26 protein-coding genes and 1 pseudogene are annotated in these 24,610 nt (G+C 37.5%); 20 read left to right on the plus strand and 7 right to left on the minus strand.

Annotated features, from left to right (window positions below):
* The first annotated feature begins 72 nt into the window (after positions 1-72).
* From OOL07_RS02050 to der, 6 genes are all read left to right on the plus strand, one after another.
* A complete protein-coding gene (locus OOL07_RS02050; protein WP_264694681.1) occupies positions 73-543 on the plus strand; it encodes an OmpH/Skp family outer membrane protein in 471 nt (156 codons plus the stop codon).
* Positions 544-750: 207 nt separating this feature from the next.
* A complete protein-coding gene (gene fabZ, locus OOL07_RS02055; protein ID WP_264694683.1) occupies positions 751-1,197 on the plus strand; it encodes a 3-hydroxyacyl-ACP dehydratase FabZ in 447 nt (148 codons plus the stop codon).
* Entirely contained in the window at positions 1,197-1,967 is a 771-nt protein-coding gene (lpxA, locus tag OOL07_RS02060; RefSeq protein ID WP_264694685.1) for an acyl-ACP--UDP-N-acetylglucosamine O-acyltransferase, read from the plus strand. The genes fabZ and lpxA overlap by 1 nt, the downstream gene beginning before the upstream one ends.
* Before the next feature lie 18 nt (positions 1,968-1,985).
* Positions 1,986-2,633: a YfgM family protein gene (locus OOL07_RS02065; RefSeq protein WP_264694687.1), complete on the plus strand. Its 648-nt coding sequence runs from the start codon at positions 1,986-1,988 to the stop codon at positions 2,631-2,633.
* 164 nt (positions 2,634-2,797) lie between these two features.
* On the plus strand, positions 2,798-3,934 hold the full coding sequence (gene bamB / locus OOL07_RS02070; protein WP_264694689.1) for an outer membrane protein assembly factor BamB: 1,137 nt from the start codon (positions 2,798-2,800) through the stop codon (positions 3,932-3,934).
* Positions 3,935-3,955: 21 nt separating this feature from the next.
* The gene (der, locus tag OOL07_RS02075) at positions 3,956-5,341 is read left to right on the plus strand and encodes a ribosome biogenesis GTPase Der (protein WP_264694691.1); all 1,386 of its coding nucleotides are present in this window, start codon (positions 3,956-3,958) and stop codon (positions 5,339-5,341) included.
* On the opposite strand, the gene folE2 is transcribed toward der, so the two are convergent.
* From folE2 to OOL07_RS09245, 4 genes are all read right to left on the minus strand, one after another.
* A complete protein-coding gene (gene folE2 / locus OOL07_RS02080) occupies positions 5,338-6,135 on the minus strand; it encodes a GTP cyclohydrolase FolE2 (protein WP_264694694.1) in 798 nt (265 codons plus the stop codon). The two genes, der and folE2, sit on opposite strands and share 4 nt — an antisense overlap.
* 10 nt (positions 6,136-6,145) lie before the next feature.
* Positions 6,146-6,529, minus strand: a complete 384-nt coding sequence (gene queD, locus OOL07_RS02085; protein ID WP_264694696.1) for a 6-carboxytetrahydropterin synthase QueD — start codon at positions 6,527-6,529, stop codon at positions 6,146-6,148.
* Positions 6,530-6,551: 22 nt separating this feature from the next.
* Complete coding sequence (gene ispA / locus OOL07_RS02090; RefSeq protein WP_264694698.1) at positions 6,552-7,442, minus strand: (2E,6E)-farnesyl diphosphate synthase; 891 nt, start codon at positions 7,440-7,442, stop codon at positions 6,552-6,554.
* 111 nt (positions 7,443-7,553) lie between these two features.
* On the minus strand, positions 7,554-7,655 hold the full coding sequence (locus OOL07_RS09245) for an exodeoxyribonuclease VII small subunit (RefSeq protein ID WP_413774119.1): 102 nt from the start codon (positions 7,653-7,655) through the stop codon (positions 7,554-7,556).
* Between the two features lie 131 nt (positions 7,656-7,786).
* Here OOL07_RS09245 and ribF point away from each other — a divergent pair, with 131 nt between their 5' ends.
* Positions 7,787-8,725, plus strand: coding sequence for a bifunctional riboflavin kinase/FAD synthetase (ribF, locus tag OOL07_RS02095; protein ID WP_264694701.1), 939 nt, complete (start codon positions 7,787-7,789; stop codon positions 8,723-8,725).
* Positions 8,726-8,773: 48 nt separating this feature from the next.
* Here ribF and OOL07_RS02100 read toward each other — a convergent pair whose 3' ends face one another.
* Positions 8,774-9,736: a 2-hydroxyacid dehydrogenase gene (locus OOL07_RS02100; RefSeq protein WP_264694703.1), complete on the minus strand. Its 963-nt coding sequence runs from the start codon at positions 9,734-9,736 to the stop codon at positions 8,774-8,776.
* Between the two features lie 113 nt (positions 9,737-9,849).
* Here OOL07_RS02100 and OOL07_RS02105 point away from each other — a divergent pair, with 113 nt between their 5' ends.
* The 12 genes from OOL07_RS02105 (at position 9,850) to OOL07_RS02160 (ending at position 21,955) form a co-directional block, all read left to right on the plus strand.
* A complete protein-coding gene (locus OOL07_RS02105; protein WP_264694706.1) occupies positions 9,850-10,188 on the plus strand; it encodes a DUF1820 family protein in 339 nt (112 codons plus the stop codon).
* A 181-nt stretch (positions 10,189-10,369) separates the two neighbouring features.
* Positions 10,370-11,689, plus strand: a complete 1,320-nt coding sequence (gene egtB, locus OOL07_RS02110) for an ergothioneine biosynthesis protein EgtB (protein ID WP_264694707.1) — start codon at positions 10,370-10,372, stop codon at positions 11,687-11,689.
* Positions 11,686-12,666 carry an L-histidine N(alpha)-methyltransferase gene (egtD, locus tag OOL07_RS02115; protein ID WP_264694708.1) on the plus strand — a complete coding sequence of 327 codons (981 nt, stop codon included), beginning with the start codon at positions 11,686-11,688 and terminating at the stop codon, positions 12,664-12,666. Before egtB ends, egtD begins: the two co-directional genes overlap by 4 nt.
* Positions 12,667-12,749: 83 nt before the next feature.
* Positions 12,750-14,006: a serine hydroxymethyltransferase gene (glyA, locus tag OOL07_RS02120; protein WP_264694709.1), complete on the plus strand. Its 1,257-nt coding sequence runs from the start codon at positions 12,750-12,752 to the stop codon at positions 14,004-14,006.
* Between the two features lie 27 nt (positions 14,007-14,033).
* A complete protein-coding gene (gene ribD, locus OOL07_RS02125) occupies positions 14,034-15,143 on the plus strand; it encodes a bifunctional diaminohydroxyphosphoribosylaminopyrimidine deaminase/5-amino-6-(5-phosphoribosylamino)uracil reductase RibD (RefSeq protein WP_264694710.1) in 1,110 nt (369 codons plus the stop codon).
* Positions 15,144-15,155: 12 nt separating this feature from the next.
* On the plus strand, positions 15,156-15,749 hold the full coding sequence (locus OOL07_RS02130; protein WP_264694712.1) for a riboflavin synthase: 594 nt from the start codon (positions 15,156-15,158) through the stop codon (positions 15,747-15,749).
* 23 nt (positions 15,750-15,772) lie between these two features.
* Positions 15,773-16,882 carry a bifunctional 3,4-dihydroxy-2-butanone-4-phosphate synthase/GTP cyclohydrolase II gene (ribBA, locus tag OOL07_RS02135; protein ID WP_264694714.1) on the plus strand — a complete coding sequence of 370 codons (1,110 nt, stop codon included), beginning with the start codon at positions 15,773-15,775 and terminating at the stop codon, positions 16,880-16,882.
* Positions 16,872-17,522 carry a ribonuclease HII gene (gene rnhB, locus OOL07_RS02140; RefSeq protein ID WP_264694717.1) on the plus strand — a complete coding sequence of 217 codons (651 nt, stop codon included), beginning with the start codon at positions 16,872-16,874 and terminating at the stop codon, positions 17,520-17,522. Before ribBA ends, rnhB begins: the two co-directional genes overlap by 11 nt.
* Positions 17,523-17,957: 435 nt before the next feature.
* On the plus strand, positions 17,958-18,110 hold the full coding sequence (locus OOL07_RS02145) for a hypothetical protein (protein WP_264694719.1): 153 nt from the start codon (positions 17,958-17,960) through the stop codon (positions 18,108-18,110).
* Between the two features lie 157 nt (positions 18,111-18,267).
* Positions 18,268-18,795, plus strand: coding sequence for a hypothetical protein (locus OOL07_RS02150; protein ID WP_264694721.1), 528 nt, complete (start codon positions 18,268-18,270; stop codon positions 18,793-18,795).
* Positions 18,796-19,056: 261 nt separating this feature from the next.
* The gene (locus tag OOL07_RS02155) at positions 19,057-20,385 is read left to right on the plus strand and encodes a tetratricopeptide repeat protein (protein ID WP_264696306.1); all 1,329 of its coding nucleotides are present in this window, start codon (positions 19,057-19,059) and stop codon (positions 20,383-20,385) included.
* Positions 20,386-20,545: 160 nt separating this feature from the next.
* Complete coding sequence (locus tag OOL07_RS02160; RefSeq protein ID WP_264694723.1) at positions 20,546-21,955, plus strand: SEL1-like repeat protein; 1,410 nt, start codon at positions 20,546-20,548, stop codon at positions 21,953-21,955.
* A 43-nt stretch (positions 21,956-21,998) separates the two neighbouring features.
* Here the strand turns inward: OOL07_RS02160 and OOL07_RS02165 are convergent, their stop codons facing one another.
* Both OOL07_RS02165 and dcm read right to left on the minus strand, forming a co-directional pair.
* Positions 21,999-22,430 (minus strand): BsaWI family type II restriction enzyme, encoded by a 432-nt coding sequence (locus OOL07_RS02165; RefSeq protein ID WP_319804036.1) that lies wholly within the window; start codon positions 22,428-22,430, stop codon positions 21,999-22,001.
* A 42-nt stretch (positions 22,431-22,472) separates the two neighbouring features.
* A pseudogene (dcm, locus tag OOL07_RS02170) lies at positions 22,473-22,880 on the minus strand (DNA (cytosine-5-)-methyltransferase).
* 83 nt (positions 22,881-22,963) lie between these two features.
* Between dcm and OOL07_RS02175 the strand changes: the two are divergent.
* Complete coding sequence (locus OOL07_RS02175; RefSeq protein WP_264694725.1) at positions 22,964-24,580, plus strand: peptide chain release factor 3; 1,617 nt, start codon at positions 22,964-22,966, stop codon at positions 24,578-24,580.
* The last annotated feature ends 30 nt before the right edge of the window (positions 24,581-24,610 follow it).

Consider the following 24,610-nt stretch of genomic DNA (forward strand, 5'->3'; position numbering starts at 1 on the left):
AGAATGTTATGGAGCGTGTTCATGATAAAATCTAAGCTACTTAAAATAAGGATGCTCATAAGCATTTTCCTCATGGTAAGTAGTATTTCAGCCTCCGCTGAAATGAAAATAGGTGCAGTTAATGCGGTTAAATTATTAGATGAAGCACCGCACAAAGAAGCTGCTTTAGGCAGATTAAAAAAAGAATTTGAAGCACGCAACAGGCAGCTTGTTGCACAGCAGCGAGAAACTCAAAAACTAGAGGAAAAATATAATCGGGACGCCGCTATTATGAGCGAATCTGATAGAGAAAAGCTCAAACGAGAGGTGATGGATAAAACTCGGGATCTTAAGCGTAGCCAAGATACTTTTGAAGAGGATTACAATATTCGCCGTAATGAAGAGTTCAGAAAACTACAGGAAGATATTGCAAAAGCTGTCGTAGATTTGGCTAAAAAAAATAAATACGATCTTGTGCTTTATGAAGGCGTAATTTATACCAGCCCTGAAGTAGATATTACTGAGGATGTACTAAAGCTAATGAAAGCACAATTTAAAAAGTAATAAATATTCAGTTGTTAAGATATTGTGTTCTACTTATATAGAAATATTGAGTTCGATTTACATTTTACGTTACTACATAGACACTATGTATTACTAGATAGGTAGTTTGTCTATACTTAATAGATCTAATTTAAAAATTATTCATTTATTCTTTCGATCTTTTTAGACTCTATTTTATTCTAGTATTGAACTATAAGGGTTTTATCATTGGATACATTAAATATACAGGACATACTTAGACATCTACCTCATAGATATCCTTTTCTGCTTATAGATAAGGTTATAGAGTATGTACCAGGGGAATCTTTGCTTGCTATTAAAAACGTTACTTATAATGAACCCTATTTCCAAGGTCATTTCCCCGATTTACCTATTATGCCAGGAGTATTGATCTTAGAAGCACTGGCCCAAGCTACTGGGATGCTCGCCTTTAAAACTACTGAAGCACTGCCTACCAGTGATGCCATTTATTACCTTGCAGGTATAGATAATGCTCGATTTAAACATCCTGTAGTGCCAGGAGATCAAATATTATTAAAAGTAGTCTTAACTAGAAATATTCGTCGCTTATGGAAATTTAAAGGTGAGGTGACTGTGGATGGAAAACTAGTAGCATCAGCAGATGTTATGTGCTCCTATAAGGAAATTTCTTAGTGATCGATCCTAATGCAGTTATAGCTCCTAGTGCTCAACTACACGAAACTGTAACGATTGGTCCATACTCAGTGATCGGAGAGAGGGTACGGATTGGTGCTAAAACCTGGATTGGACCCCATGTGGTTATTCAAGGTCCTACCTCTATTGGGGAAGGAAACAAGATATATCAATTCTCATCTATTGGAGATATACCGCAGGACAAAAAATATCATGGTGAGGAGACGCTACTTGAAATTGGAAATGGTAATGTAATCAGAGAATATACCACCATTAACCGAGGCACTGTACAGGGTGGTGGAGTAACACGTATTGGAGATAATAACTGGATTATGGCCTATACGCATATTGCCCATGATTGCCTGATTGGAAACTATACTACCTTTGCCAATAATGCCTCATTAGCTGGGCATGTAATTGTGGAGGACTATGCAACTCTAGGAGGGTATGCTCTTGTCTCTCAATTTTGCAGTATTGGAACTTATAGCTTTTGTTCTATTGCAAGTGTTGTTCATAAAGATGTACCCCCCTATGTGTTAGTTGCCGGTCATATGGCAAAACCAGTAGGAATTAATCTTATCGGATTAAGGCGTGCTGTATTCCAAGAAGGTACGATACGAAATTTACGTAACGCTTATAGATTGCTTTATCGTCAGGGACTTCGTTTTGAAGATTCTATTCAAGAAATAAAACAACTTGCAGAACAAAGTCTAGAAGTACAAATTTTCTTAGATTTTCTGACAAAACCTAATCGTAGCATTATTCGTTAAAGATTGAAGGATATAGACATGGATTCAAATATTAGCCTATCAGATCGGGAAAATAGTGAAGCAATAAAAAAATGGTGGCGAGAGAATTACCGTATTATATTAATTGGTATTTTAGTAAGCTTAATTACTTTTTTATCAGCACGTAGCTGGGCTATACATAGATACAATAAATCTGTTGAGGCTTCAGCTCTCTACCAATTAGTCGTTAATGCAGTAGCAACTCCGCAAGGTGATGCTGAAATTTACAATAGTGCGCGACGGATTAAAGAGAGTTATAGTGATACTTCCTATGGGCTATTTAGTGCACTTATCTTAGCTAAGGAAGATGAGAAACAAGGAGATTTAAAAACTGCACTTTCTCATTTAGAATGGGCACTAAAACATACTAAGGAAAAAGATTCTGAATTTAGAGAAATTATTTATCTGCGAATTGCTAGATTACTGCTAGCAGATAATCAATTAGATAATGCATTAAATACCCTAGAAAATATTAACTCGAAAAATCTTGCTGCTAGTTATGCTGAAGCTCGTGGTGATATTTATTTAAAGCTAGGAAAAATTCAAGAAGCTAAAGAAGCTTATAAAGAAGGATTACAAAATCCAAAGTTAGACTCACAATACCAGCAAATACTTAAATTAAAATTAAAAGATGTAGAACAATCTTAAAGAAGGGAAGGTAGTTTTTATAATTTTTCACTCTAAAGTATAAAATACACCACTATTTGTCATAAGTTTATAGTGTTTGGTCCTTAGATTGAATTTTATTTTCGCCTATTTAATTTTAGAATCTCTCTATAAATATTTTTCGAAAAAAATTACTCTACCTTAGCTTGCTTTTTCTAGGCTTTATGGCTGGTTGCTCTGCAATCCGTCAATATCTTCCAGAAAAGGATTACAGCGACCCACCTTTGGAATTAGAAGAGTTTACTCCTAAAGTAAAAGCAAAAATACTTTGGTCTACGAGAATAGGTAAAGGGACAAAAAGTCATTACTTGCGTCTTTCTCCTTTTATCATAGATGATCAAATTATTGCAGCAGATTATAGCGGTCAAGTTAGTGCTTTTGATGGTACTTCTGGAAAACGCCAATGGGAAACCAAATTAAATTTACCCCTTACTGGTGCAGGAGGGGGCGAACACCTAATTATAGTAGGCACAGAGAACGCTGAAGTAGTTGCATTAGATCCTGAAAAGGGTAATGTCCTTTGGAAAAAGGCTGTGTCTAGTGAAATACTTTCAGCCCCGAGTGTTGAAGAGGGAGTAGTAGTAGTTCGAGCAGTAGATGGGCAAATTTATGGGCTTAATGCCGAAGATGGATCCCGCTTATGGGTTTATCAATATAGCGTACCCTCTTTAACCCTGCGAGGAACAGCTGCTCCTGTTATTGATAATGATAAAGTTATTATTGGGTTACCTGGCGGAAAACTGATTGCACTTTCTTTAGATGATGGTCAATTATTATGGGAGAAAAGCGTTGTAATTCCTCGAGGTAGAACTGAGCTTGATCGTCTCGCCGATATTAATGCTACTCCAGTATTATATGCCGGTTATGCGTATACTGTTACTTATAATGGAAAAATAGCAGCAGTATGGCTAACTAATGGAGATGTTTTGTGGGCACGAGAAATGTCTTCCTATGCAGGTATCAATATAGATGGCAGTAATTTGTATGTTACAGATATAGATAACTATGTTTGGGCTTTAGATAGTCGTACTGGTGCCTCTCTTTGGCGGCAGTCTAAACTATTAAGAAGGAGGTTAACCGCTCCTATTAGCTATGATGGTTATGTGGTTGTAGGGGATTACGAAGGATATCTTCACTGGATGTCAAAAGATGATGGTCATTTTATTACTCGGTTGCGAGTAAAAAAAGTAGGAATTATTAATGCTCCTTTAGTTGTAGAAAATAGAATTTATGTGACTAATGAAAAAGGAATTCTAAGTGCAGTACAGATCATAGATAATTAACTCTTAATTTATCTACTTTATATGACAACAACAATTGCTTTAATAGGTCGTCCCAATGTAGGAAAATCTACTTTATTTAATTATTTAACTCGAAGCCGTGATGCTTTAGTGGTAGATCAGCCCGGTGTAACTCGAGACAGGAAATATGGTATTGCTCGCTATAAAACCCAAGCGTTTTTCATCATTGATACTGGAGGAGTAACCGATCAGCTCTCTGGAATCTCAGAATTAATGAATCAGCAAGTAAAACTTGCTATTACAGAAGCAAACATTATATTGTTCCTTGTCGATGGCAGTGAGGGATTATCATCATTAGATGAAATGATTGCAAATCAACTTCGTTATAGCCAAAAACTTATTAAATTAGTTGTTAATAAAGTAGAGAAGAAAAATCAGCGATCTATAGTCACTGATTTTTACCAATTGGGATTAGGAAATCCTATAGTTATTTCTGCTAAACAAGGATTAGGTGTTGATGCATTAGTAGATTCGCTTCCCATCGATCAAAAGGAGGAGAATGAACCTATTTCTACCAAAGGGATACAGTTTGCTATTCTAGGTCGACCTAATGTAGGTAAATCTACCTTAGTAAATCGCTTGTTAGGCGAAGAGCGTATGATTACTTTTGATGAACCTGGTACGACAAGAGATAGTATTGCCGTCTCTTTTACTAAAAATCATCAACTCTATACTTTAATAGATACAGCAGGGATCCGTCGTCGCTCAAAAATATTTGATGTTCTTGAAAAATTCAGTGTTCTAAAAGCAATAGAAACCATAGAGATAGCTCAAGTAGCTGTTTTAGTAGTAGATGCTTGTGATAGTTTTGTAGAACAAGATATCCATCTAGCAGGGTTGATTCTAGAGGGTGGTAAATCGGTAATCATTGTTGTAAACAAGTGGGATAAGGCTTCAGATTATCAACAACAGAGACTAAAGGCTAATTTAGAGAGGCGATTACCTTTTCTTGATTTCGCTAGAATTCATTTTATTTCTGCCCTTCATGGTAAAGGAGTAGATCAACTTTTTCCTTCTATCGACGAAGCTTATCGAGCTGCAAACTGTCACCTGCCTACGGGTGCACTTAATCAGGCTCTAGCAGCTGCTACAGCAGCCCATCCTTTACCTTCAATTAGAGGACGGCAAATTAAATTACGCTACGCTCACCAAGGAGGAGAGAATCCTCCTAAAATAATCATTCATGGTAATCAAACCGAGTCGGTACCAGATCACTATAAGCGCTACTTAATAAGGTATTTCCGAGATCAGTTTTCCCTAGTAGGAACACCTATCAAACTAGAATTTAAAACTACAGAAAACCCCTATAAAGATCGAGTAAATATACCCACTCAGCATCAGTTAAAAAAACGCAAACGGATTATTAAAGATAGAAAATCTAACCACTAGATAGGGTTTAATTTATCTATTTTCGCATAGGCGGAATGATTGTGGATAGATTCAATATTTTCCACCTCTACCGTGTAAGCAGAGATCTTTTTATTTAAATTAAATTGAGCAGCAATATCTCGTACAATATCCTCTACAAATTTAGGGTTATCATACGCTCGTTCAGTGATGTACTTTTCATCTGGGCGCTTTAATAGGCTAAAAATTTCACAAGAAGCTTCTTGTTCTACTATTTCAATAATATCTTCAATCCAAAATGGATCTTTCATTTGCACTTGCACTGTTACATAGGATCGTTGGTTATGAGCACCATAGTCTGAAATTCCTTTCGAACAAGGGCAAAGACTGGTTATTGGTATTACCACTTTAACTATAATACGCTCTTGATCTGGATAGGACTCTCCAATAAGGGAAACTTGATAGTCTAATAAGCTTTGCTGTGCAGAAATAGGCGATTGTTTATTGATAAAGTAGGGGAATTCCATTTCTATATAGCCAGAATCGGCTTGGAGATGGTTCTTCATCTCTCGAGGCATATTCTGAAAAAAATTAAGGGTAATAGGATCCTGGTATTGATTAAGCACTGCTACAAAACGAGACATATGTGCTCCCTTTAAATGTTGAGCTAGCCCTACATACATATTCACCTGAGCAACTGTATGCTGTATTTTGCCACTACGATTTTTAACTTGTAAAGGGTAGCGAATACCTTTAATGCCTACCTGATGAATAGCAATATTCCTTTTATCTGACTCAGAGTGGACATCCTTAATAATAGATTGATTTTTATTCATTACCTTTATTTTAAGGCTCTTCAGTATAGCGAACACAAGCCCGATCAGTTTCCCACAACGTAATACTGCTCACCCATACATATTCACTATTAATTTGTGTTCCTAGTCGGTGATAAAAAAATGCAGCTATATTCTCTGCGGTTGGGTTAATTTCATTAAAGGGAGAAATTTCGTTGAGATACTGATGATCTAATTCAGCGCATAAAGTACGAGCATGATGCCTAATTTCTTTAAAATCAATAGCAATTCCTAAGGAGTTGAGTACTTTGGCAGTCACCTCCACCTCTAATTTCCAATTATGACCATGCATTCTCTGGCATGCCCCAAGGTAACCTCTTAAGGTATGAGCAGAAGAAAAATCGGTAATAACTTTAAGAATATAAGTTGCTGCCATTAATAAATGCTATACAGTACAACTAGTAATTACGAGTAACAATAAAACGAGCAAGCCACTCTAAGTACCCAGTAGTTCCACCAATAGATTTTAGAATTTCTATTGCTTCATGAAGCAATATTTGTGCTTTCTGTTTCGCTTGATCCAGCCCAAGCAGTGCCGGATAAGTGGGTTTATCTTTAGCAATATCTGATCCTTGAGGCTTCCCTAATGTATCCGTATCACTCTCCACATCTAATACATCGTCTTGAATTTGAAAAGCAAGCCCAATACGGAGTGCGAATTGATCTAACTTCTCTAATGTAGATGTATCAATTTTGGGATAACACCACGCACCTAGCAACACACTTGCACGAATTAGGGCACCGGTTTTTAAGGTATGAATAGTCTCCAATTCTGAAAGAGTAAGTTGCTTACCTACCGATTCTAGATCAACAGCTTGCCCTCCTGCCATTCCTAACGATCCTGAAGCAATGGAGAGTAATTCGATCATTCTAATTTGATGATCTGAGGGTACCGCTAGGCTTGGATTGGCTAAAACTTGAAAAGCAAGCGTTTGCAGGGAATCTCCTACTAATAGAGCTGTGGCTTCATCAAACATTTTATGGCATGTAGGTTGACCACGGCGAAGATCATCATTATCCATGCTGGGTAAATCGTCATGAACTAAGGAATATGTATGAATCAGCTCTACTGCACAAGCAGGAGTATCTAAAATTTCCTCAGGTACTCCAAAAATGGCTCCTGCACTGTAGACTAGTAAAGGGCGAATTTTTTTACCTTTCCCTAGCACTGCATAACGCATAGCTTCATGAAGTCGATTTGGTAAGATTTCCACTAAAGGCAAAATTTGATCTAGAGCGTGAGCAGATCGTTCTTGGAATACCTTCATTTTTTCTTTAATATGCTGCATATTGCTCTTCCTTTGGAAAATCTACGATATAATCTTTTCCTTATTTTTCTTATAAAACCTGCATTTTCTGGTCTGCATTATGGAGTTTTTCTTAGCAAAACTGGGATCAATTTATTTTTTTTCATATAGTTTTATGGATTTATCCAAGCGAATTTCTTCTTGTTCCATTTGCGAGACGATAGATTCAAGATCTTTATAGTGCAGATTTAAAATTTAATTTATTTTTCTTAGCTAGCATTCAATGGTTCACTATATTAAAGGGTAGGGCATATGACTACCAAATGCTAGGCTAGCTAAAAAACCTAAAATATAGCATATTTTAAGCATAGAAACTACTCACAGCTATGGCTAAGATAATTAGAGGATTACATAATATTAAAGCTGCTCACTTAGGCGGTGTAGCAACTATTGGTAATTTTGATGGGGTTCATTTAGGGCACCAGGCGATTGTAAAGCAGCTTGCAATGCAAGCAAAATTACGCCGTGTCCCCTCTATGATTATTACCTTTGAGCCTCCTCCTAGTAATTTCTTAAATCTTCAGCGGGCACCTGCAAGGATTACTTCTTTTAGAGATAAAGTACAAGTATTAAAAAATCTTCCGATAGATTGGTTACTTGTACTTCACTTTAACCATCAATTAGCTACCTTAAGTGCTCAAGCATTTGTGCAGAAAGTTATTATAGAAAAGCTCAAAGTATGTTATTTAGCAGTAGGCCAAGATTTTCGTTTTGGTTACCAACGTCAAGGAGATCTAAATTTATTAGAAAAAATAGGAAGACGCTATCGTTTTGATGTAATCTGTACGGCTACCTTAACCGTAGATAATCAGCGGGTAAGCAGTACTCAAATTCGCCAAGCTCTTGCAAAGGCAGATTTAGAGAAAGTAAAAAAATCCCTAGGTCGTATTTATCAAATTAGTGGGCGAGTAAGACATGGTCAACAATTAGGCAGAACCCTAGGATATCCAACTGCAAATATTGCACTTCCTCAGGGTAATCCACCACTTAAGGGAGTATTTACAGTGACAGTCACTGGATTGAGTGAACATCCTTTACCAGCAATAGCCAATATTGGTATTCGACCTACTCTTAATAACTCTCAGCCTCTTTTGGAAGTACATATTTTTGATTTTAATCAAAACATTTATGGACAGCATATTCAAGTGACTTTCCTTCAACAAATTAGAGAAGAGGTGAAATTTTGTTCTCTCACTGAATTGCAGGTGCAAATTAATAAAGATTGTGAGGCAGCAAGGAAATTATTTTTGCTCTATAACGTATAGAGATATTCTGGCTTTTTATACTCTAAACTTTAGAAGTTATGCCTTTAATCAATATTCATTTACAATATTTTTAGGAGTGCCCATTAAGAAACTCCGTATATTGTCTGCTACTTGATAAATTAAATATTGCCGTGCTTCTCTACTATTCCAAGCTACATGTGGGGTTAGGATTAAATTGGGAATATCAGAAGCAAGCAATGGATGATTGTCTTTAGGGGGTTCTTGGCTTAATACATCAATTCCTGCACCGCCTAATTTTCTATTTCGCAATGCATCAGCTAAAGCTGCCTCGTCTATGATACCTCCTCGAGCAGTATTAATAATCAGAGCATCAGATCGCATCAATTCTAAAGCTTCTTTGTTAATTAGTCCTTGTGTATTTGCAGTTAAAGGGCAATGTAAACTTAAAATATCTACTTGGGGCAATAACTCCCTTAAAGAGATACGGTTAGGCTGAAGTGGGCTATTAGCTCGTTGAGCAATAAGGATGTTCATACCAAAAGCTTGTGCAATTCGAGCTACTGAGTTACCAAGCTCTCCATAACCTATAATACCCAAAGTTTTTCCTTTCAATTCTCGACACGGAAAATCAAGTAAGGTAAAGTGAGGGCTTTTTTGCCATGCACCGTGAACTACAGCTTGAGTAAGGGAATTTAATCGTTTAGTTAAAGCTAAAATTAGAGCAAATACGTGCTCAGTCACCGATGCGGTACAATAATTAGGTACATTACATACTGGAACACCAAGACGATGTGCTGTTTCTAATGCAACATTATTGGTACCAGTAGCTGCAATACAAATGAGTTTTAAATGAGTTGCCTGTAAAAGCACAGAATCGGTCAGAACGGCTTTATTGGTAATTACAATATCTGCATGTTTTATTCTATGAATCATCTCTTTTTCATAGAGAGTTATCGGGTAGTATGACCATTGAGAAAGCACATTTTCTAATGGGGAAAAATCAATATCTTCTGGATGTACAGTAGCTTGATCTAAAAATACGCCAATCATAGAATCCCTGATTTCTTAATCTTAAAAAGAACATTTTTGATTTTGTAGGAACCTTATGTATCTTACGTTAAGATAAAGGTTAAGAAAAATTTTAAGTAGGGGTTTTCTAATTAGTGACTAAAAAACGTATCTATAAAATTAAATTTATCAGCCAAGGTAAGCTCTATGAATTATTTGCCCGTGAAGTATCTCAAAGTTCTATGTATGGGTTTATAGAAATAGGGGAGATTATCTTTGGAGAAAAATCTGCCATGGTGGTAGATCCTACCGAAGAACACTTAAAATCTGAATTTTCAGGAGTAAGTCGCACTTATATTCCTATGCATACTATTGTGCGAATAGATGAGGTAGAAAAAGAAGGGGTAAATAAAATTACTGAGGTCTCTTCATCAGAAGGTAATGTAGCCATGTTCCCTTCTCCAATGCATACCCCTGGGAAAACTAAAAAATAATTTTTATTTTCTAAAAATACTATACCTTAATTCTCCAAAATCTTATATAAAAATATAGCTTTAATTATATTTTTATAGAATCTATCCTTGTTTCTACGTTCTTAGCTTTTTTGCGACTCATAACACTATGAGTTAGACTGAAAAACAATAAGTCAATAAATAGTTGTATAGGGAGGATAATATGCTTGGTCTAAATACGGCTGATTTACCGCATAACCAAGCCAGTAGAAAAGACGGAAATGAAATAATATTTCATTATTCTAAAGTACGCCAGCTAAGTGAAACGCTCTGCCAGCCTCTAGAAATTGAAGATTATATTATTCAAACTATGCCAGATGTTAGTCCACCAAAATGGCATTTAGCTCATACTAGTTGGTTTTTTGAGCAGTTTATTCTCATTCCCTACCTTAAAGGTTATCAGCCTTTTCATCCTAGCTATCATTACCTGTTTAATTCTTATTATGAGACTGCTGGGCAAATGTGGCTACGACCTAAACGGGGGTTATTATCTCGTCCTACTGTAGCTGAGATTTATACATATCGTCGCTATGTAGATGATAAGATAAAAATATTGGGAGAGAGTATGGATAGTGCTCTCCAGTGGGAAGTAGAAATCGCTCCCTTAATGGAATTAGGTATTCATCATGAGCAGCAGCATCAAGAATTATTGCTTACGGATATAAAGCATATTTTTGCTACCAATCCTTTACATCCTGTTTATCGAATTAATAGTAACTCTACTGAAATTAAACAAACCACCATAACGCAAAAACTCCAATGGCATCTCTATGAAGAGGGGCTATATATAGTAGGCTATGAGGGGGATGGTTTTTGTTATGACAATGAAAAACCAAACCATCAAGTATACTTACAGTCTTTTCGCCTTGCTTCAAAACTTGTTACTAATGGGGATTACTTGGCTTTTATTGAAGCAGGAGGGTATAAACAACCTCAATACTGGCTATCTGATGGTTGGCACACTATTAAAGATCAGGGATGGCAAGCCCCTTTATACTGGGAACAAAGGGAAGACAACAGCTGGTGGCATATGACTTTAAGTGGGTTAGAGCCTATTTCACTTGATAATCCAGTATGCCATGTAAGTTACTACGAAGCTGATGCCTATGCACGTTGGGCAGGACATCGCTTACCTACAGAAGCAGAATGGGAAGTGGTCGCAAAACAATTACCTTGCCAAGGCAACTTTTTAGATTCTGGTTTTTTACATCCTATCTCCTCTCCGAAAAATCTTCAGGAACCTAACCAAATATTCGGTGATGTATGGGAATGGACAAGGAGTCCTTATAGTCCTTACCCTAGGTATCAGCCTCCTGCTGGAGCTATAGGTGAATATAATGGTAAGTTTATGTGTAATCAAATGGTATTACGGGGTGGATCCTGTATCAGTTCTAGGAATCATTTGCGAGCTTCTTATCGTAATTTTTTTTCCCCTGATGCCCGCTGGCAATTTACAGGATTTAGACTAGCGGAGGATAGATGAGTTATACCACAATTTCTAAAAGAGATTCTAACAAACCGATCCTTTATGATTATCATCCAGCCCCAGCACGATTTCAAGAAGACATATTAGATGGGCTTGGAAAACTCCAGAGGCAAATTCCACCTAAATATTTCTATGATGAAGCAGGATCACAACTCTTTGATGCAATCTGTCAATTACCTGAATACTATCCAACTCGTACTGAAATTGGATTGCTTGAAAAATATGGGGAGGAGATGGTCCAATGCATGGAAGTAAGTGACATATTAGTGGAATTTGGTAGTGGTAGTAGTCTAAAAATTAGACTATTACTAGATAATCTACAACCTGACGCTTATCTTCCTATTGATATCTCTAAAGCTCACTTATTTAATTCAGCAAAAATTTTAGCTAAAGACTATCCGCAAGTGGCTATCCATGCTATTTGTGCAGATTACACTCACCCTTTTATGCTTCCTAAAAATTTTGAAGAAGATGCAAAATCTGGTTTTTTCCCGGGTTCCAGTATCGGTAATTTTGAACCTCAAGAAGCACTTCAATTTTTAAAGCAAATTGCTCGTTTGCTAGGTAAAGGAAGTGGGTTACTTATTGGGGTAGATTTAAAAAAAGACACTGATATATTAAATGCAGCCTATAATGACTCTCAGGGTATCACTGCTGCTTTTAACTTAAACCTATTAAAGAGAATTAACCGAGAACTTCAAGGGAATTTTGACTTAGATAACTTTAAACACAATGCTTTTTATAATGATTCTAAGGGGCGAGTGGAAATGCATTTAGTAAGTCAAAAAAAACAAACAGTTTCCATAGGTGAGTATGCCTTTGAATTTCAAGCTGGAGAAACAGTGCATACAGAGAACTCTTATAAATATAGCGTTGATGATTTTCAAAAACTAGCACAAGCCGCAGGATTTTACCCAAAACAAGTATGGGTTGGTGAAGAAGAATTATTCAGCGTCCATTATTTATATCTTTAGAATTAAAATATAAAAATTACTACTATTTAAATCTAAAAAATCAATTAAAATAGTATCTTTCAAAAGATTATTATAGGATAACCATGTACCATAAAAAAATGGATATTGCAGGCTATGATGATGAGCTTAGCACAGCCCTTTTTGGGGAATTAAGACGTCAAGAAGAGCATCTCGAATTAATCGCCTCCGAAAACTATGTTAGTCCTCGGGTACTTGAAGCACAAGGTTCTGTACTCACTAATAAATATGCTGAAGGTTACCCTGGTAAGCGATACTATGGTGGCTGTGAATATATTGATATGGTAGAGCAATTAGCTATTGATCGAGCTAAAGAACTCTTTGGTGCAGACTATGCTAATGTCCAGCCTCACTCTGGATCTCAAGCTAATGCTGAAGCGATGCTCGCTTTGCTTGCACCTCACGATACTATTATGGGATTAAGTCTTGCTCATGGTGGGCATTTAACCCATGGCGCAAAGGTAAATTTTTCTGGAAAAATATTTCATGCGGTTCAATTTGGAGTTAATCCAGAAACTGGATTAATTGATTATGATGAGGTAGCAGAGCTAGCGAGAACCCATCGCCCTAAAATGATTATTGCAGGATTTACTGCCTATTCTCGGGTAGTAAACTGGATACGTTTTAGAGAAATTGCCGATTCCGTAGGGGCTTATCTTCTTGCTGATATTGCTCACACTTCTGGAATGATTGCAGCTGGAATTTATCCTAATCCTGTACAAATTGCAGATATTACTACCAGTACTACCCATAAAACCTTAAGAGGCCCTCGATCTGGATTAATTCTCGCAAAAGCTAATCCTGAAATTGAGAAAAAACTAAACTCTATGGTATTCCCCGGAATGCAAGGCGGTCCTTTGATGCATATTATTGCAGCTAAGGCAGTGGCATTTAAAGAAGCTATGAGTCCAGAGTTTGTAGATTATCAACATCAAGTAGTACGTAATGCTCACATTATGGCAAAAACTGTGCAAGATCGGGGCTACAAAGTGGTTTCTGGAGGTACAGACAGCCATTTATTTTTAGTTGATTTAGTTGCCAAGGGTATTACCGGAAAAGCGGCAGATGCAGCTTTGGGAAAAGCAAATATTACCGTAAATAAAAATGCAGTGCCTAACGATCCCCAATCACCTTTTGTAACTAGTGGGATTCGTATCGGTAGTGCTGCTACAACTACCCGAGGGTTTAAAGAGATAGAAGCACAAGAAATTGCAAACTGGGTATGTGATGTGCTGGATGATATTGAGAACGAAGAAGTTATTAATGAAACAAAAGAAAAAGTCCTTGCATTATGTAAGCGGTTTCCAGTCTACGGTAGCTAGCTAAATAATCCATTCTACTACTGTCAATTGAATGATAGTGTTTATTTAGTACGAGCTATAGCCCTTGCCAAACAAGGGCTATATACAACCGATCCTAATCCACGGGTTGGCTGCGTTATCGTAAAATCTGATCAAATTGTTGGAGAAGGATGGCATCAACAAGCTGGAGGTCCCCATGCAGAAATTAATGCTTTAGCCCAGGCGGGAGATAAAGCAAGAGAGGCAACTTGTTATGTCACTTTAGAGCCCTGCTGTCATTATGGGCGAACTGCTCCTTGTACTGAAGCACTCATTCAAGCGGGAATAAGCCGAGTTATTGTTGCAATCAAAGATCCCAACCCCAAAATAGCAGGTAAAGGATTAGATCAGCTGAGAGCTGCAGGTATCGAAGTAACTCATGGGTTATTTGTTGATGAAGCCAAAATTCTTAATCTAGGATTTATTCAACGATTTACTTTAAATCGTCCTTGGGTGCGCTGTAAACTAGCGATGAGTTTAGATGGAGCAACCGCACTTGATTCTGGAGAAAGTCGTTGGATCACCTCTCCTGCTGCTCGCCGAGATGTACAGCGATGGCGGGCTAGAAGCTCCGGAATCTTAACAGGTATTGGCACTATACTCCATGACAACCCTTCTTTGAATGTACGCTATGATGAACTGAGGGAACAAATTCCTGAGTTATTTCAACGCCAACCCTTGCGTATTATTTTAGATCAAAAACTTGCCTTACCTGAACATGCTAAAATTCTCTCTTTGCCCGGTTCCGTATTAATCATTTGCGAAGATTCATCTCATCCTAAAGCAGGCATTTTACGTAATTTAGGAGCTGAAGTAATCAGTATTCCGCTGCTTGAGGAAAAATTAGATCTTGCTCTATTAATGAATGTATTAGCACAACGAGAAATTAATGAGCTTCACGTAGAATGTGGTGCCAAATTAGCTGGATCACTGCTTCAAGCAGGTTTAATTGATGAACTTATATTGTATATTGCTCCAAAACTTATGGGAGATAACACTTTAGGTTTATTTCATTTATTGGGTATTAATACCATGAAGGATACTATTGATGTAGTTATTAAGGAAGTTCGAGCTATTGGAGATGATTGGCGATTTACCATACATTTTAATAAAAACTGAACTGAAAAGCCTATGTTTACTGGGATTATAAAAGCAGTAGGTACGGTAACTACTCATGAGAAAAAGAAAGAAGGACTATATTTAGGCATTGATACTCGTCAGTTAGATATTACATCTATTGAACTTGGAGATAGTATTGCCGTTAGTGGAGTATGTTTAACGGTTGTTCAAAAAAATACTCAAGCTTTATTTTTTGATCTCTCTCCAGAAACACTTGCTTGTACAATATTAGGAAATCTAACCCTAGGTAGCCTAGTTAATTTGGAGCCTGCACTTACTTTAAAAGCTTCCTTGGGGGGACACTTAGTTAGCGGTCATTGTGATGGGATAGGTGCAATTAGAAGTATTACTTCGCTTGGGGAAAATTCATCTATTAGAATTGAAGCTCCTCAAGAATTGATGCGGTACATTGCAGAAAAAGGCTCTATTTGTGTGGATGGCGTAAGCTTAACCATAAATTGTGTATATGAAAATAATTTTGAAATTAATATTATTCCCTATACTTTACAAGCAACCGCTTTTAACCAGTTTAAGATAGGCCAGCAAGTTAATTTAGAAGTAGATCTCATTGCCCGTTATATAGAATCTCTATTCCATCGTACTTAAATAAATATTGTTTATTACCTTCTATGTCCCTTAGTAACATTGAAACTATCATTCAAGAACTTCAACAAGGTAAGATGGTTATCCTCATGGATGATGAAGGTCGGGAAAATGAAGGGGATTTGATTATGGCAGCAGCTAAGGTACGAGCACAAGATATTAATTTTATGGCTCGCTATGGACGAGGCTTAATTTGTCTGACCTTAACCGAAGATCGTTGTCGTCAATTAAATTTACCTTTAATGGTAACAGACAATGGTACACAATATAGTACTAATTTTACGCTTTCTATAGAAGCAGCTAGTGGTGTGACTACAGGTATTTCTGCTGCTGATCGGGCTCATACAATACAAATGGCAGTTGCTCCCCAAGCAAAACCAGAAGATTTAGTGCAGCCTGGGCATATTTTTCCACTCATGGCTCGCTCTGGAGGTGTACTTACTCGATCTGGTCATACAGAAGCAGGTTGTGATCTTGCAAGATTAGCAGGATTTGAACCTGCAGCAGTTATCGTAGAAATTCTTAATGAAGATGGCACCATGGCACGCCGCCCTGATTTGGAATTGTTTGCGCAACAACATAATATAAAACTAGGTACAGTTGCAGATTTAATTCACTATCGCTTAAAACACGAACGCTCTATAACTCGAATTGCTATCTGTAACTTACCTACTGAACAGGGTACTTTTCAGCTATTTTCTTATCAGGATTTAGTAACTGGGCAGCTTCATTTTGCTCTAGTTAAAGGTGAAATTCATAGGGAAGATCCTATTTTAGTACGAGTCCATATGGCAGATACCTTAAGCGATTGTTTGCAAGTTCAGCGTCAGGATTGTGGCTGGCCCCTACGAGATGCAATGGAACGAATTAATCAAACTGGATCTGGGGTGGTCGTAATCTTGCACCAGTTAGAATCTACCATTGATCTTATTCGGCGACTTAAAAACTATCAAATGGAAGATCAAGGTATCCAATCTGCATCTAATAGCCCTAAAAAAGAAGGGCTAAGAACCTATGGCATTGGTGCCCAAATTCTTACTGATCTTGGGGTTAAAAAAATGCGAGTGATGAGTGCACCCCGGAAGATGCACGGATTAGCGGGGTTTGGATTAGAAGTTGTTGATTATGTTAGCTGAAAAATCTTTCCTTATTTGTGATAAAGCACAATTGAATGATGAAGACTATCAATGCTTACAAGGCATTCAGCCCCAAACTTGGATTGCTGGGATAGATGAAGTAGGCCGTGGTCCTTTAGCAGGTCCAGTAATAGCCGGTGCAGTGATTTTAGATTCTAAAGTAAAGATAGAGGGGATTAGGGATTCAAAAAAGCTAAGCATAAAACGCCGAGAAGATTTGGCAGCTAAAATTAAAGAAGGTGCAATTGGTTGGTCTTTAGGCCGTGCTGAAAGAGAAGAAATAGATCGGATCAATATTTTTCAGGCAACCTTATTGGCTATGAGTCGTGCTATTGCTACTTTACCAGTCAAACCTAAATTAGTCCTTGTAGATGGTAAACATTGCCCAGTAAGTGTTTATCCTATTCGAGGAATTATTAAAGGAGATCAAAAGTTTACACCTATTGCTGCAGCCTCTATCATTGCTAAAGTAGCTAGGGATCAAGAGATGGTTGATTTTGATCGAATTTATCCAAACTATGGGTTTAAATCTAATAAAGGCTATCCCACAAAAGCACACTTCACTGCCTTAGAAAATTTTGGTCCTTGCCCTATTCATCGACGTTCTTTTCGCCCTATCAAAAACTGTTTTATAAATTAAGATCTTATTAATCATCCTCCTGTATTTATCTAAAAATAGAATTGATAAAATTCTTAGTAACATCAATGCGCTTAGTAAACTATATAGAAATTTTACATGTACTATTAGTGTTTAACTAAGAGGATAATTACAGATGACGCCTGATGGAAGAACTATAGGTTTATCGCTCTCTGGCGGTGACTATCGAGCAACACTATTTGGGCTTAGATCGCTTTGGCGACTCAATGATGCTGGCCTACTCGCCAGCTCGATCATATCACTAGCGTCTCAGGTGGTTCTATTTTACTTGGCGTTCTAGCGAATCGTTGGCGAAAGCTGCAATTTTCGGAGGGTCGTGCGAATAACTTTTCTGAAATCATTGCTACACCTATACAAAAATTTTTCTCAAGAACAATTGATATTTACTTAGCCATTGCGGGTGGGTTACTATCAATTATGACCGCAGGTGATTTTCTTTCTGGCTATTACCGCCGTAGGCTATTTGGCAATATTAAACTATGCGACTTACCAGTTGCTGGTGAAGGTGCACCTCGCTTTACCTTCTATGCTACTAATATGCAAACTGGGCGTAGCTTTCGCTTTAGGTAAGGCAAGTATTCGTGATTACATGATCGGCTATTCATCTATGACTGATATACCACTTGCCACTGTGGTAGCAGCATCCACAGCTTTCCCACCTCTTTTTTCACCCTTTATACTTAAGACTGATGCGCCAACATGAAAAAATAGTGATTATATGATAGAGATGTCTAAATATAAATGTAAGGAATTACGCCGCCGAATTGTGCTAACTGATGGTGGAATTTACGATAACATGGGAATGGAGGCGATATTTAGACAAAAAAATATCAATACCGTACTTGTTAGCGATGCATGTGCTCCTTTTGTGATTGAAAAAAAACCTCATGGCATACTAGAGCCAATTCGAGTGATTAATATTTTAATGGATCAAGTTCAATCTCTACGTAAACGCTGGCTAGTTGCTGATTTCAAAGAGGGAAGGCAACATGGTGCATATTGGGGTATTGGGACGAAAATGAAGAGTTTTTACAAAGACAATAATGGAATTATTCCAGATTCAATGATCGAGGATTCCAAAATAACTGATAAATTCTGTGAGATAACAACAAGGCTTAAATCGTTTGATTCTAAGCTACAGGGGCAACTTATTAATTGGGGGGGTTATGCCCTATGTGATCTATCATTATGTGTTCGTGCTAAGCTAGTAATGGAGAAATCGACAGCACTTCCTGTGCCAGAAGTACCACTCTAAGTTTAAAATACATGGTCTTTTAAAAACAATTATAGTACCTATAGTGCTTAGTAGAAGACTAGTACAATTTTTATGGAACGGAAAAGCATATCAGATATTGATGGTATGTGTTTTCATAATTTATGGAATTAATGGCTGGGCAGTAGCTGAAAAATTGCCAAGCTTTAAGAGGCAAAAGCCGCTTATAAGAATAAAGACTACCATCAAGCATTTCGTAGTCTTCAAATTTTAGCAGAACAAGGAAACGTAGATGCTCAGAATATTTTAGGAGTGATGTACCAAAAAGGTCAAGGGGTTGAACAAAATTATGAAAAGGCCTTTAAATGGTTTCAGCTTGCTGCTTATCAAGGGCATTTAGAAGCTCAAAATAACCTTGGCATCATGTACGCTGAAGGTTTAGGCGTAGAACAAGACAAAGCGAAGGCTACAAAATGGACTCGCAGAGCAGCGAACCGCCGGAGCTCAAATGCTCAAAAAAATCTTGGAAAAATGTATGAGCGAGGGCAAGGAGTAACCCAAAATTATGAAGAGGCTTCTAAATGGTTTCGGCTTGCAGCAGATCAGGGCGATCCAGATGCTCAATATAATTTAGGTACCATGTACCAGCAAGGCCAAGGAGTGGAGCAAAACTATGAAGAAGCTGCAAAGTGGTTACAGCTTGCAGCTGATCAGGGTTACAGTAAGGCCCAGTATCTTCTTGGGATTTCATATGCAAACGGGCAAGGCGTAGTGCAAAGTGATGGAGAATCCGCTAAGTGGACTCGCAGGGCTGCAGAACAATCACTACCTGAAGCGGAATACAATTTAGGTATTTTATATGCAAATGGTATCGGTATAGGTCAAGATTATGAAGAAGCAGTGAAATGGTTTCTCAAAGCTGCAAAGCAAGGATATTTAAAAGCTCAAAGCAATCTTGGGGTAATGTATGCAAAAGGTCATGGTGTTATCAGAGATGATGAAGAAGCAGCTAGGTGGAGTCGTAGTGCTGCAGAACAAGGAGAAACAGAGGCACAGTTTAATTTAGGTATCATGTATATTAGCGGTCAAGGAGTAATTCAAGATTACGAAGAAGGTGCTAAGTGGTTTTATTTAGCTGCAAAACAAGGCTTTGCTGAAGCTCAATATTATTTGGGATTAATGCACGAGCAAGGCCAAGGGATGGAACAAGATTATGAAGAGGCTATTCATTGGTATCGACTTGCAGCAACGGGTTGGGAATTAAATCAAGAGGCTCAATATCGACTTGGACTCCTCTATGAGCAAGGTCAAGGAATAGCTCAAGATTATAAAGAAGCGATAAAATGGTTTCGCCTCGCAGCGGATCAAGGATATTCAAAAGCCCAATCTTATCTTGGAGAAATATACCTAAATGCCCAAGGTGTTAAACAAAATAAAATAGTTGCCTATGGGCTATTAACCATAGCTAAGGGTAAAAAGAAAAAATTGGAAGATACCCTCAGTACTCTTAGAGAGAGTATGGCTGAAGATGAAATAAAAGAAGGGGATATGCTGAGTAGAGCTATGATTAAGAAGGGGAACCTACTTAATGCTTTAGATAAATATACTGAGGAAGGGGAAATTTCAAACTAAAAACGGGTTGCAGCTAGCCCGAAAAAGCAAAGAAACTTAGCATTATAAATTATTTCAATAATATATAGTATTTTTGTTTATTTTGCTCGTTAGAAAACGGAATTTATATTCATTTTAATTCAAGCTAGAAAATAAAGTTTTAGGATTAGCGAGGAATACAGTGTTTAATTACACCGAGTTTATGGCAAAACGGGGCAATAAAAAGGCCCAGTTTAAACTTGGACAACGATATGCTGAAGGCCAAGGAGTAGAGCAAAACTATGATCAAGCAATTGCTTGGTACACTAAAGCAGCAAAACAAGGACATTTAGAGGCTCAATATATTTTAGGATGGATGTATGGACAAGGCCAAGGGGTAACTCAAGATTATGAAGAAGCAGTAAAATGGTTTGAATTTGCTGCGAAACAAGGTAGTCAAGAAGCTCAATATGCTTTAGGGATACTCTACTCTGGAACAGGATACATGGGTGTAACCCCACTTATTGATTACGAAGAATCAATTAAATGGCTCCAAAAATCTGCAGATCAAGAATATGCAGAAGCTCAAAATAGCCTTGGTGAAAGTTATGAATGGGGCGTAGGTGTTTCTAGAAGTATAGAAAAAGCGATTCACTGGTATGAGCTTGCAGCAAAACAAGGTCACTTAGAAGCCCAAAAAAATTTTGGGCGTATATATAAGGAAGGTCTTGGCATTAACCAAAATTATGAAGAAGCAACAAAGTGGTATCAAAAAGCTGCTGAACAAGGAGATTTAGAATCTCAAAAAATGCTCGGTACTATATATTTAGAGAGTAAAGGGGTAGAGCAAGATAATCAACAGGCCGCTCTCTGGTATAGACAAGCAGCCGATCAGGGAGATAGAGAAGCTCAGAGAATTGTTGGTTCTATGTATTTCAATGGCCTAGGAGTGGTACAAGACTATCAGCAAGCACTAAAATGGTACCACCTTGCAGCAGAACAAAAAGATACGGAATCTCAAGCCGCTCTTGGTATGCTTTATATCAAAGGTGAAGGTACTGATCAAAATACTCATGAGGCTATTTATTGGCTTAAGCAAGCAGCAGAGCGGAGTAATGTGCAGGCACAAATTGCTCTAGGTGAAATATATGAGAAAGATCAAAGGATAGAGAAAAATTATGAAGAAGCTATTTATTGGTATCGCCTTGCTGCGGTAGGGTGGGGCTGGGATAGTGAAGCTCAATATCGGCTTGGGAAAATATATGCTGAGATGCAAGATAGCGGAGAAAATTACCAAAGAGAGATACCGTGGTACCTCCTTTCTGCTGCGCAGCAACATATCGGGGCTCAATTTGCACTTGGGCGAATATATCTTAAGGGTAAAGGCATACCTATTAATAAAATAGTTGCTTATACTTTCTTAAATAGGGCAGCTATGAAAAATGGGCTAGCAGCTGAAGCAAGAGATACTTTGATTGAAACTCTTACTGGTGAGGAAATAGAATCAGGTAAAACTTTAAGTAAAAAAATGGATGAACCCGGTAATTTTTTAATTGCCTTAAACCAATTTTTAAGAAAAGAAAACAAAATAGAACAGACTAAAGAAATTTAAAAACTTTAGATTTATACTCTACCCTACTCTGCTTGCTCTATCTCTATACCAGCTTTTCATTGGCATAATCTATTAGGTAAGAGAGCTGATCAATAAAATCTGATTCTACAGGTTTACCAATAAAGGATTTATCAAAAAATTTAAACATCCCTCGATGTTGTGGGCTATTTATTTCATTATAAAAGTTTACCGTAGCAAAACAAACAAGGGGAGTTTGATTTAAAGGATAGCTTATATTGTATTTTTCTTTAATTGCATTTTCTGAAGTGGCAATTTCGAGTAGCAGCTTCCATTTATAGGTTTGTCCTGCCCGTTCTCTTAAAGAAGTTTTAAGAGAAATAATCATTATATCTTTAAGATAATGGTGACTGTCTTCTCGATATAGGACTAAATCCATATCTGGCTTTTGAGTTTCTCTATCCACATGAATAGCTACTAAATCTTTAAACCTCTTTAATTTAGTAGTAATAAAAATATCAGACTTTACTAAACCAGCTTCTTTAGCTTTAACAGCTCGCTAAGTATTGCCTTTATCATGGGAGAGTAAATTTTTCATATTTTCTAGAAATAAAATTTGAGGTCGTTTTATTTGGATTAATCGAATAATCTCAAAGAATAGATTACCCTGAGCTTCGTCCTCAAGCCCATGTTTTCTCCCCAAGGAATTTTTCTTTGGTACCCCAGCAATAGAGAAAGGCTAGCAAGGAAAACCACCACACAATACATCGTAGTTTGGGATTTGATCAGAGGTTATATTTTGAATATCCCCAAGGGGGGTAATACCATAATTTGTTTGATAGGTTTGCCTTACTTTTTCATTCCAATCAGATGCTAGGACACATTTTCCTCCAAGATGGGAAAGTGCCTGATGAAATCCTCCAATACCTGCAAACAAATCAATAAATGTAAAATTAGCTGGATTCATATTTTATCTTGATTAGGGCTTCCACTAAGCCGTCATGTAAAATGGTGCTATTTACTCAACGAGTACTTATATTATTTTAATCTATGCTTTCATCCAGTGAACTTATTCAAGCCATTAAACAAAGAAGAACCTTTGCTATTATTTCTCACCCAGATGCAGGAAAAACTACTTTAACTGAAAAATTACTACTCTTTGGTGGTGCCATTCAGCTTGCCGGCACCGTAAAAGCAAAAAAATCAGCCCACCATGCCACCTCAGATTGGATGGAGTTAGAAAAACAACGGGGCATTTCTGTCACTTCTTCTGTGATGCAGTTTCCTTATCGGGATTGCATTATCAATTTATTAGACACCCCAGGTCATGCGGATTTTTCTGAAGACACTTATCGTACTTTAACTGCAGTGGATTCTGCCTTAATGGTGATTGACAGTGCTAAAGGGGTAGAAGAACGAACCATTAAGCTCATGGAGGTATGCCGTCTTAGAAGTACTCCTATTCTTACCTTCATTAATAAATTGGATCGAGAAGGGAGAGAACCCGTTGATCTATTAGATGAGATTGAAGATATTTTAAAAATTCGTTGTGCCCCAGTCACTTGGCCTATTGGAATGGGAAAACGATTTAAGGGAATTTTCCATTTAGCCCAAGATAATATTCATCTTTTTAGTGGCACCCATGAAGGAAAAATAAAAACAGGAGAGCTTATTCAAGGATTAGATAACCCACGGCTTGATGAAATCTTAGGAACTCAAGCTCAAGAATTACGAGAAGAAATAGAATTAGTAAAAGGCGCAAGCCATGTTTTTCATCAAGCTGATTTTTTAGCAGGTAAATTAACCCCTGTTTTTTTTGGTTCAGCGATGAATAATTTTGGAGTAGAAGAATTACTCAATGCCTATGTAGCTTCTGCGCCAGAACCCCAACCTAGAGCAACTATAAACCGTGAAGTAGATCCTAATGAAGAAAAATTCAGTGGGTTTGTCTTTAAAATCCAGGCTAATATGGATCCTCAGCATCGGGATCGGGTAGCATTTTTGCGTATCTGTTCAGGGAACTACCAAAAAGGAATGAAAATTCGTCATGTACGATTAAATAGAGATGTACAAATCGCTAATGCTTTAACTTTTATGGCAGGAGAGCGGGAGCAGGCTGAAGAAGGCTACCCCGGGGATATTATTGGGTTACATAATCACGGTACTATCCAAATTGGTGATACTTTTACTCAAGGAGAAGATTTGCAATTTATTGGTATCCCTCACTTTGCTCCAGAGCTTTTTCGCCGAGTTCGCCTTAAGGATCCCCTAAAGATGAAAGCCTTGCTCAAAGGGTTACAACAACTTAGTGAAGAGGGAGCAACCCAGCTATTTCGCCCACTATTAGGAAATGATTTAATTCTAGGTGCAGTAGGGGTACTTCAATTTGATGTGGTCGCCCATCGATTAAAACATGAATACAATGTAGATTGTGGCTATGAGAATGTCCAAGTCACCACTGCACGTTGGGTAACTTGTAATGATCAAAAACGATTAGGGGAGTTTCGGACAAAAGCAGAAGTTAATCTAGCTTTAGATGGAGCAGGAGATTTAACCTATCTTGCGCCTACTAGAGTTAATCTTGAATTGACAATGGAGCGCTGGCCTGAAATTAAATTCCATGCTATTCGGGAACATGGAGGTATGGAAGAGAATTTTTCTAACTAACCTTTAAACATTCCCAATACGGTAGCACTT

The sequence above is a fragment of the Candidatus Nitrosacidococcus sp. I8 genome (genome assembly GCF_945836005.1).
Taxonomy (GTDB): domain Bacteria; phylum Pseudomonadota; class Gammaproteobacteria; order Nitrosococcales; family Nitrosococcaceae; genus Nitrosacidococcus.

Excerpts from the sequence above, each read along its gene's own strand:
- ribBA (WP_264694714.1), top strand. The coding sequence starts at position 15,773 with ATGTCCCTTAGTAACATTGAAACTATCATTCAAGAACTTCAACAAGGT.
- OOL07_RS02130 (WP_264694712.1), top strand. The coding sequence starts at position 15,156 with ATGTTTACTGGGATTATAAAAGCAGTAGGTACGGTAACTACTCATGAG.
- ribF (WP_264694701.1), top strand. The coding sequence starts at position 7,787 with ATGGCTAAGATAATTAGAGGATTACATAATATTAAAGCTGCTCACTTA.
- der (WP_264694691.1), top strand. The coding sequence starts at position 3,956 with ATGACAACAACAATTGCTTTAATAGGTCGTCCCAATGTAGGAAAATCT.
- egtB (WP_264694707.1), top strand. The coding sequence starts at position 10,370 with ATGCTTGGTCTAAATACGGCTGATTTACCGCATAACCAAGCCAGTAGA.
- OOL07_RS02175 (WP_264694725.1), top strand. The coding sequence starts at position 22,964 with ATGCTTTCATCCAGTGAACTTATTCAAGCCATTAAACAAAGAAGAACC.
- rnhB (WP_264694717.1), top strand. The coding sequence starts at position 16,872 with ATGTTAGCTGAAAAATCTTTCCTTATTTGTGATAAAGCACAATTGAAT.
- egtD (WP_264694708.1), top strand. The coding sequence starts at position 11,686 with ATGAGTTATACCACAATTTCTAAAAGAGATTCTAACAAACCGATCCTT.
- folE2 (WP_264694694.1), bottom strand. The coding sequence starts at position 6,135 with ATGAATAAAAATCAATCTATTATTAAGGATGTCCACTCTGAGTCAGAT.
- queD (WP_264694696.1), bottom strand. The coding sequence starts at position 6,529 with ATGGCAGCAACTTATATTCTTAAAGTTATTACCGATTTTTCTTCTGCT.
- OOL07_RS02145 (WP_264694719.1), top strand. The coding sequence starts at position 17,958 with ATGACCGCAGGTGATTTTCTTTCTGGCTATTACCGCCGTAGGCTATTT.
- ispA (WP_264694698.1), bottom strand. The coding sequence starts at position 7,442 with ATGCAGCATATTAAAGAAAAAATGAAGGTATTCCAAGAACGATCTGCT.
- glyA (WP_264694709.1), top strand. The coding sequence starts at position 12,750 with ATGTACCATAAAAAAATGGATATTGCAGGCTATGATGATGAGCTTAGC.
- OOL07_RS02100 (WP_264694703.1), bottom strand. The coding sequence starts at position 9,736 with ATGATTGGCGTATTTTTAGATCAAGCTACTGTACATCCAGAAGATATT.
- OOL07_RS02150 (WP_264694721.1), top strand. The coding sequence starts at position 18,268 with ATGTCTAAATATAAATGTAAGGAATTACGCCGCCGAATTGTGCTAACT.
- OOL07_RS02050 (WP_264694681.1), top strand. The coding sequence starts at position 73 with ATGGTAAGTAGTATTTCAGCCTCCGCTGAAATGAAAATAGGTGCAGTT.
- OOL07_RS02065 (WP_264694687.1), top strand. The coding sequence starts at position 1,986 with ATGGATTCAAATATTAGCCTATCAGATCGGGAAAATAGTGAAGCAATA.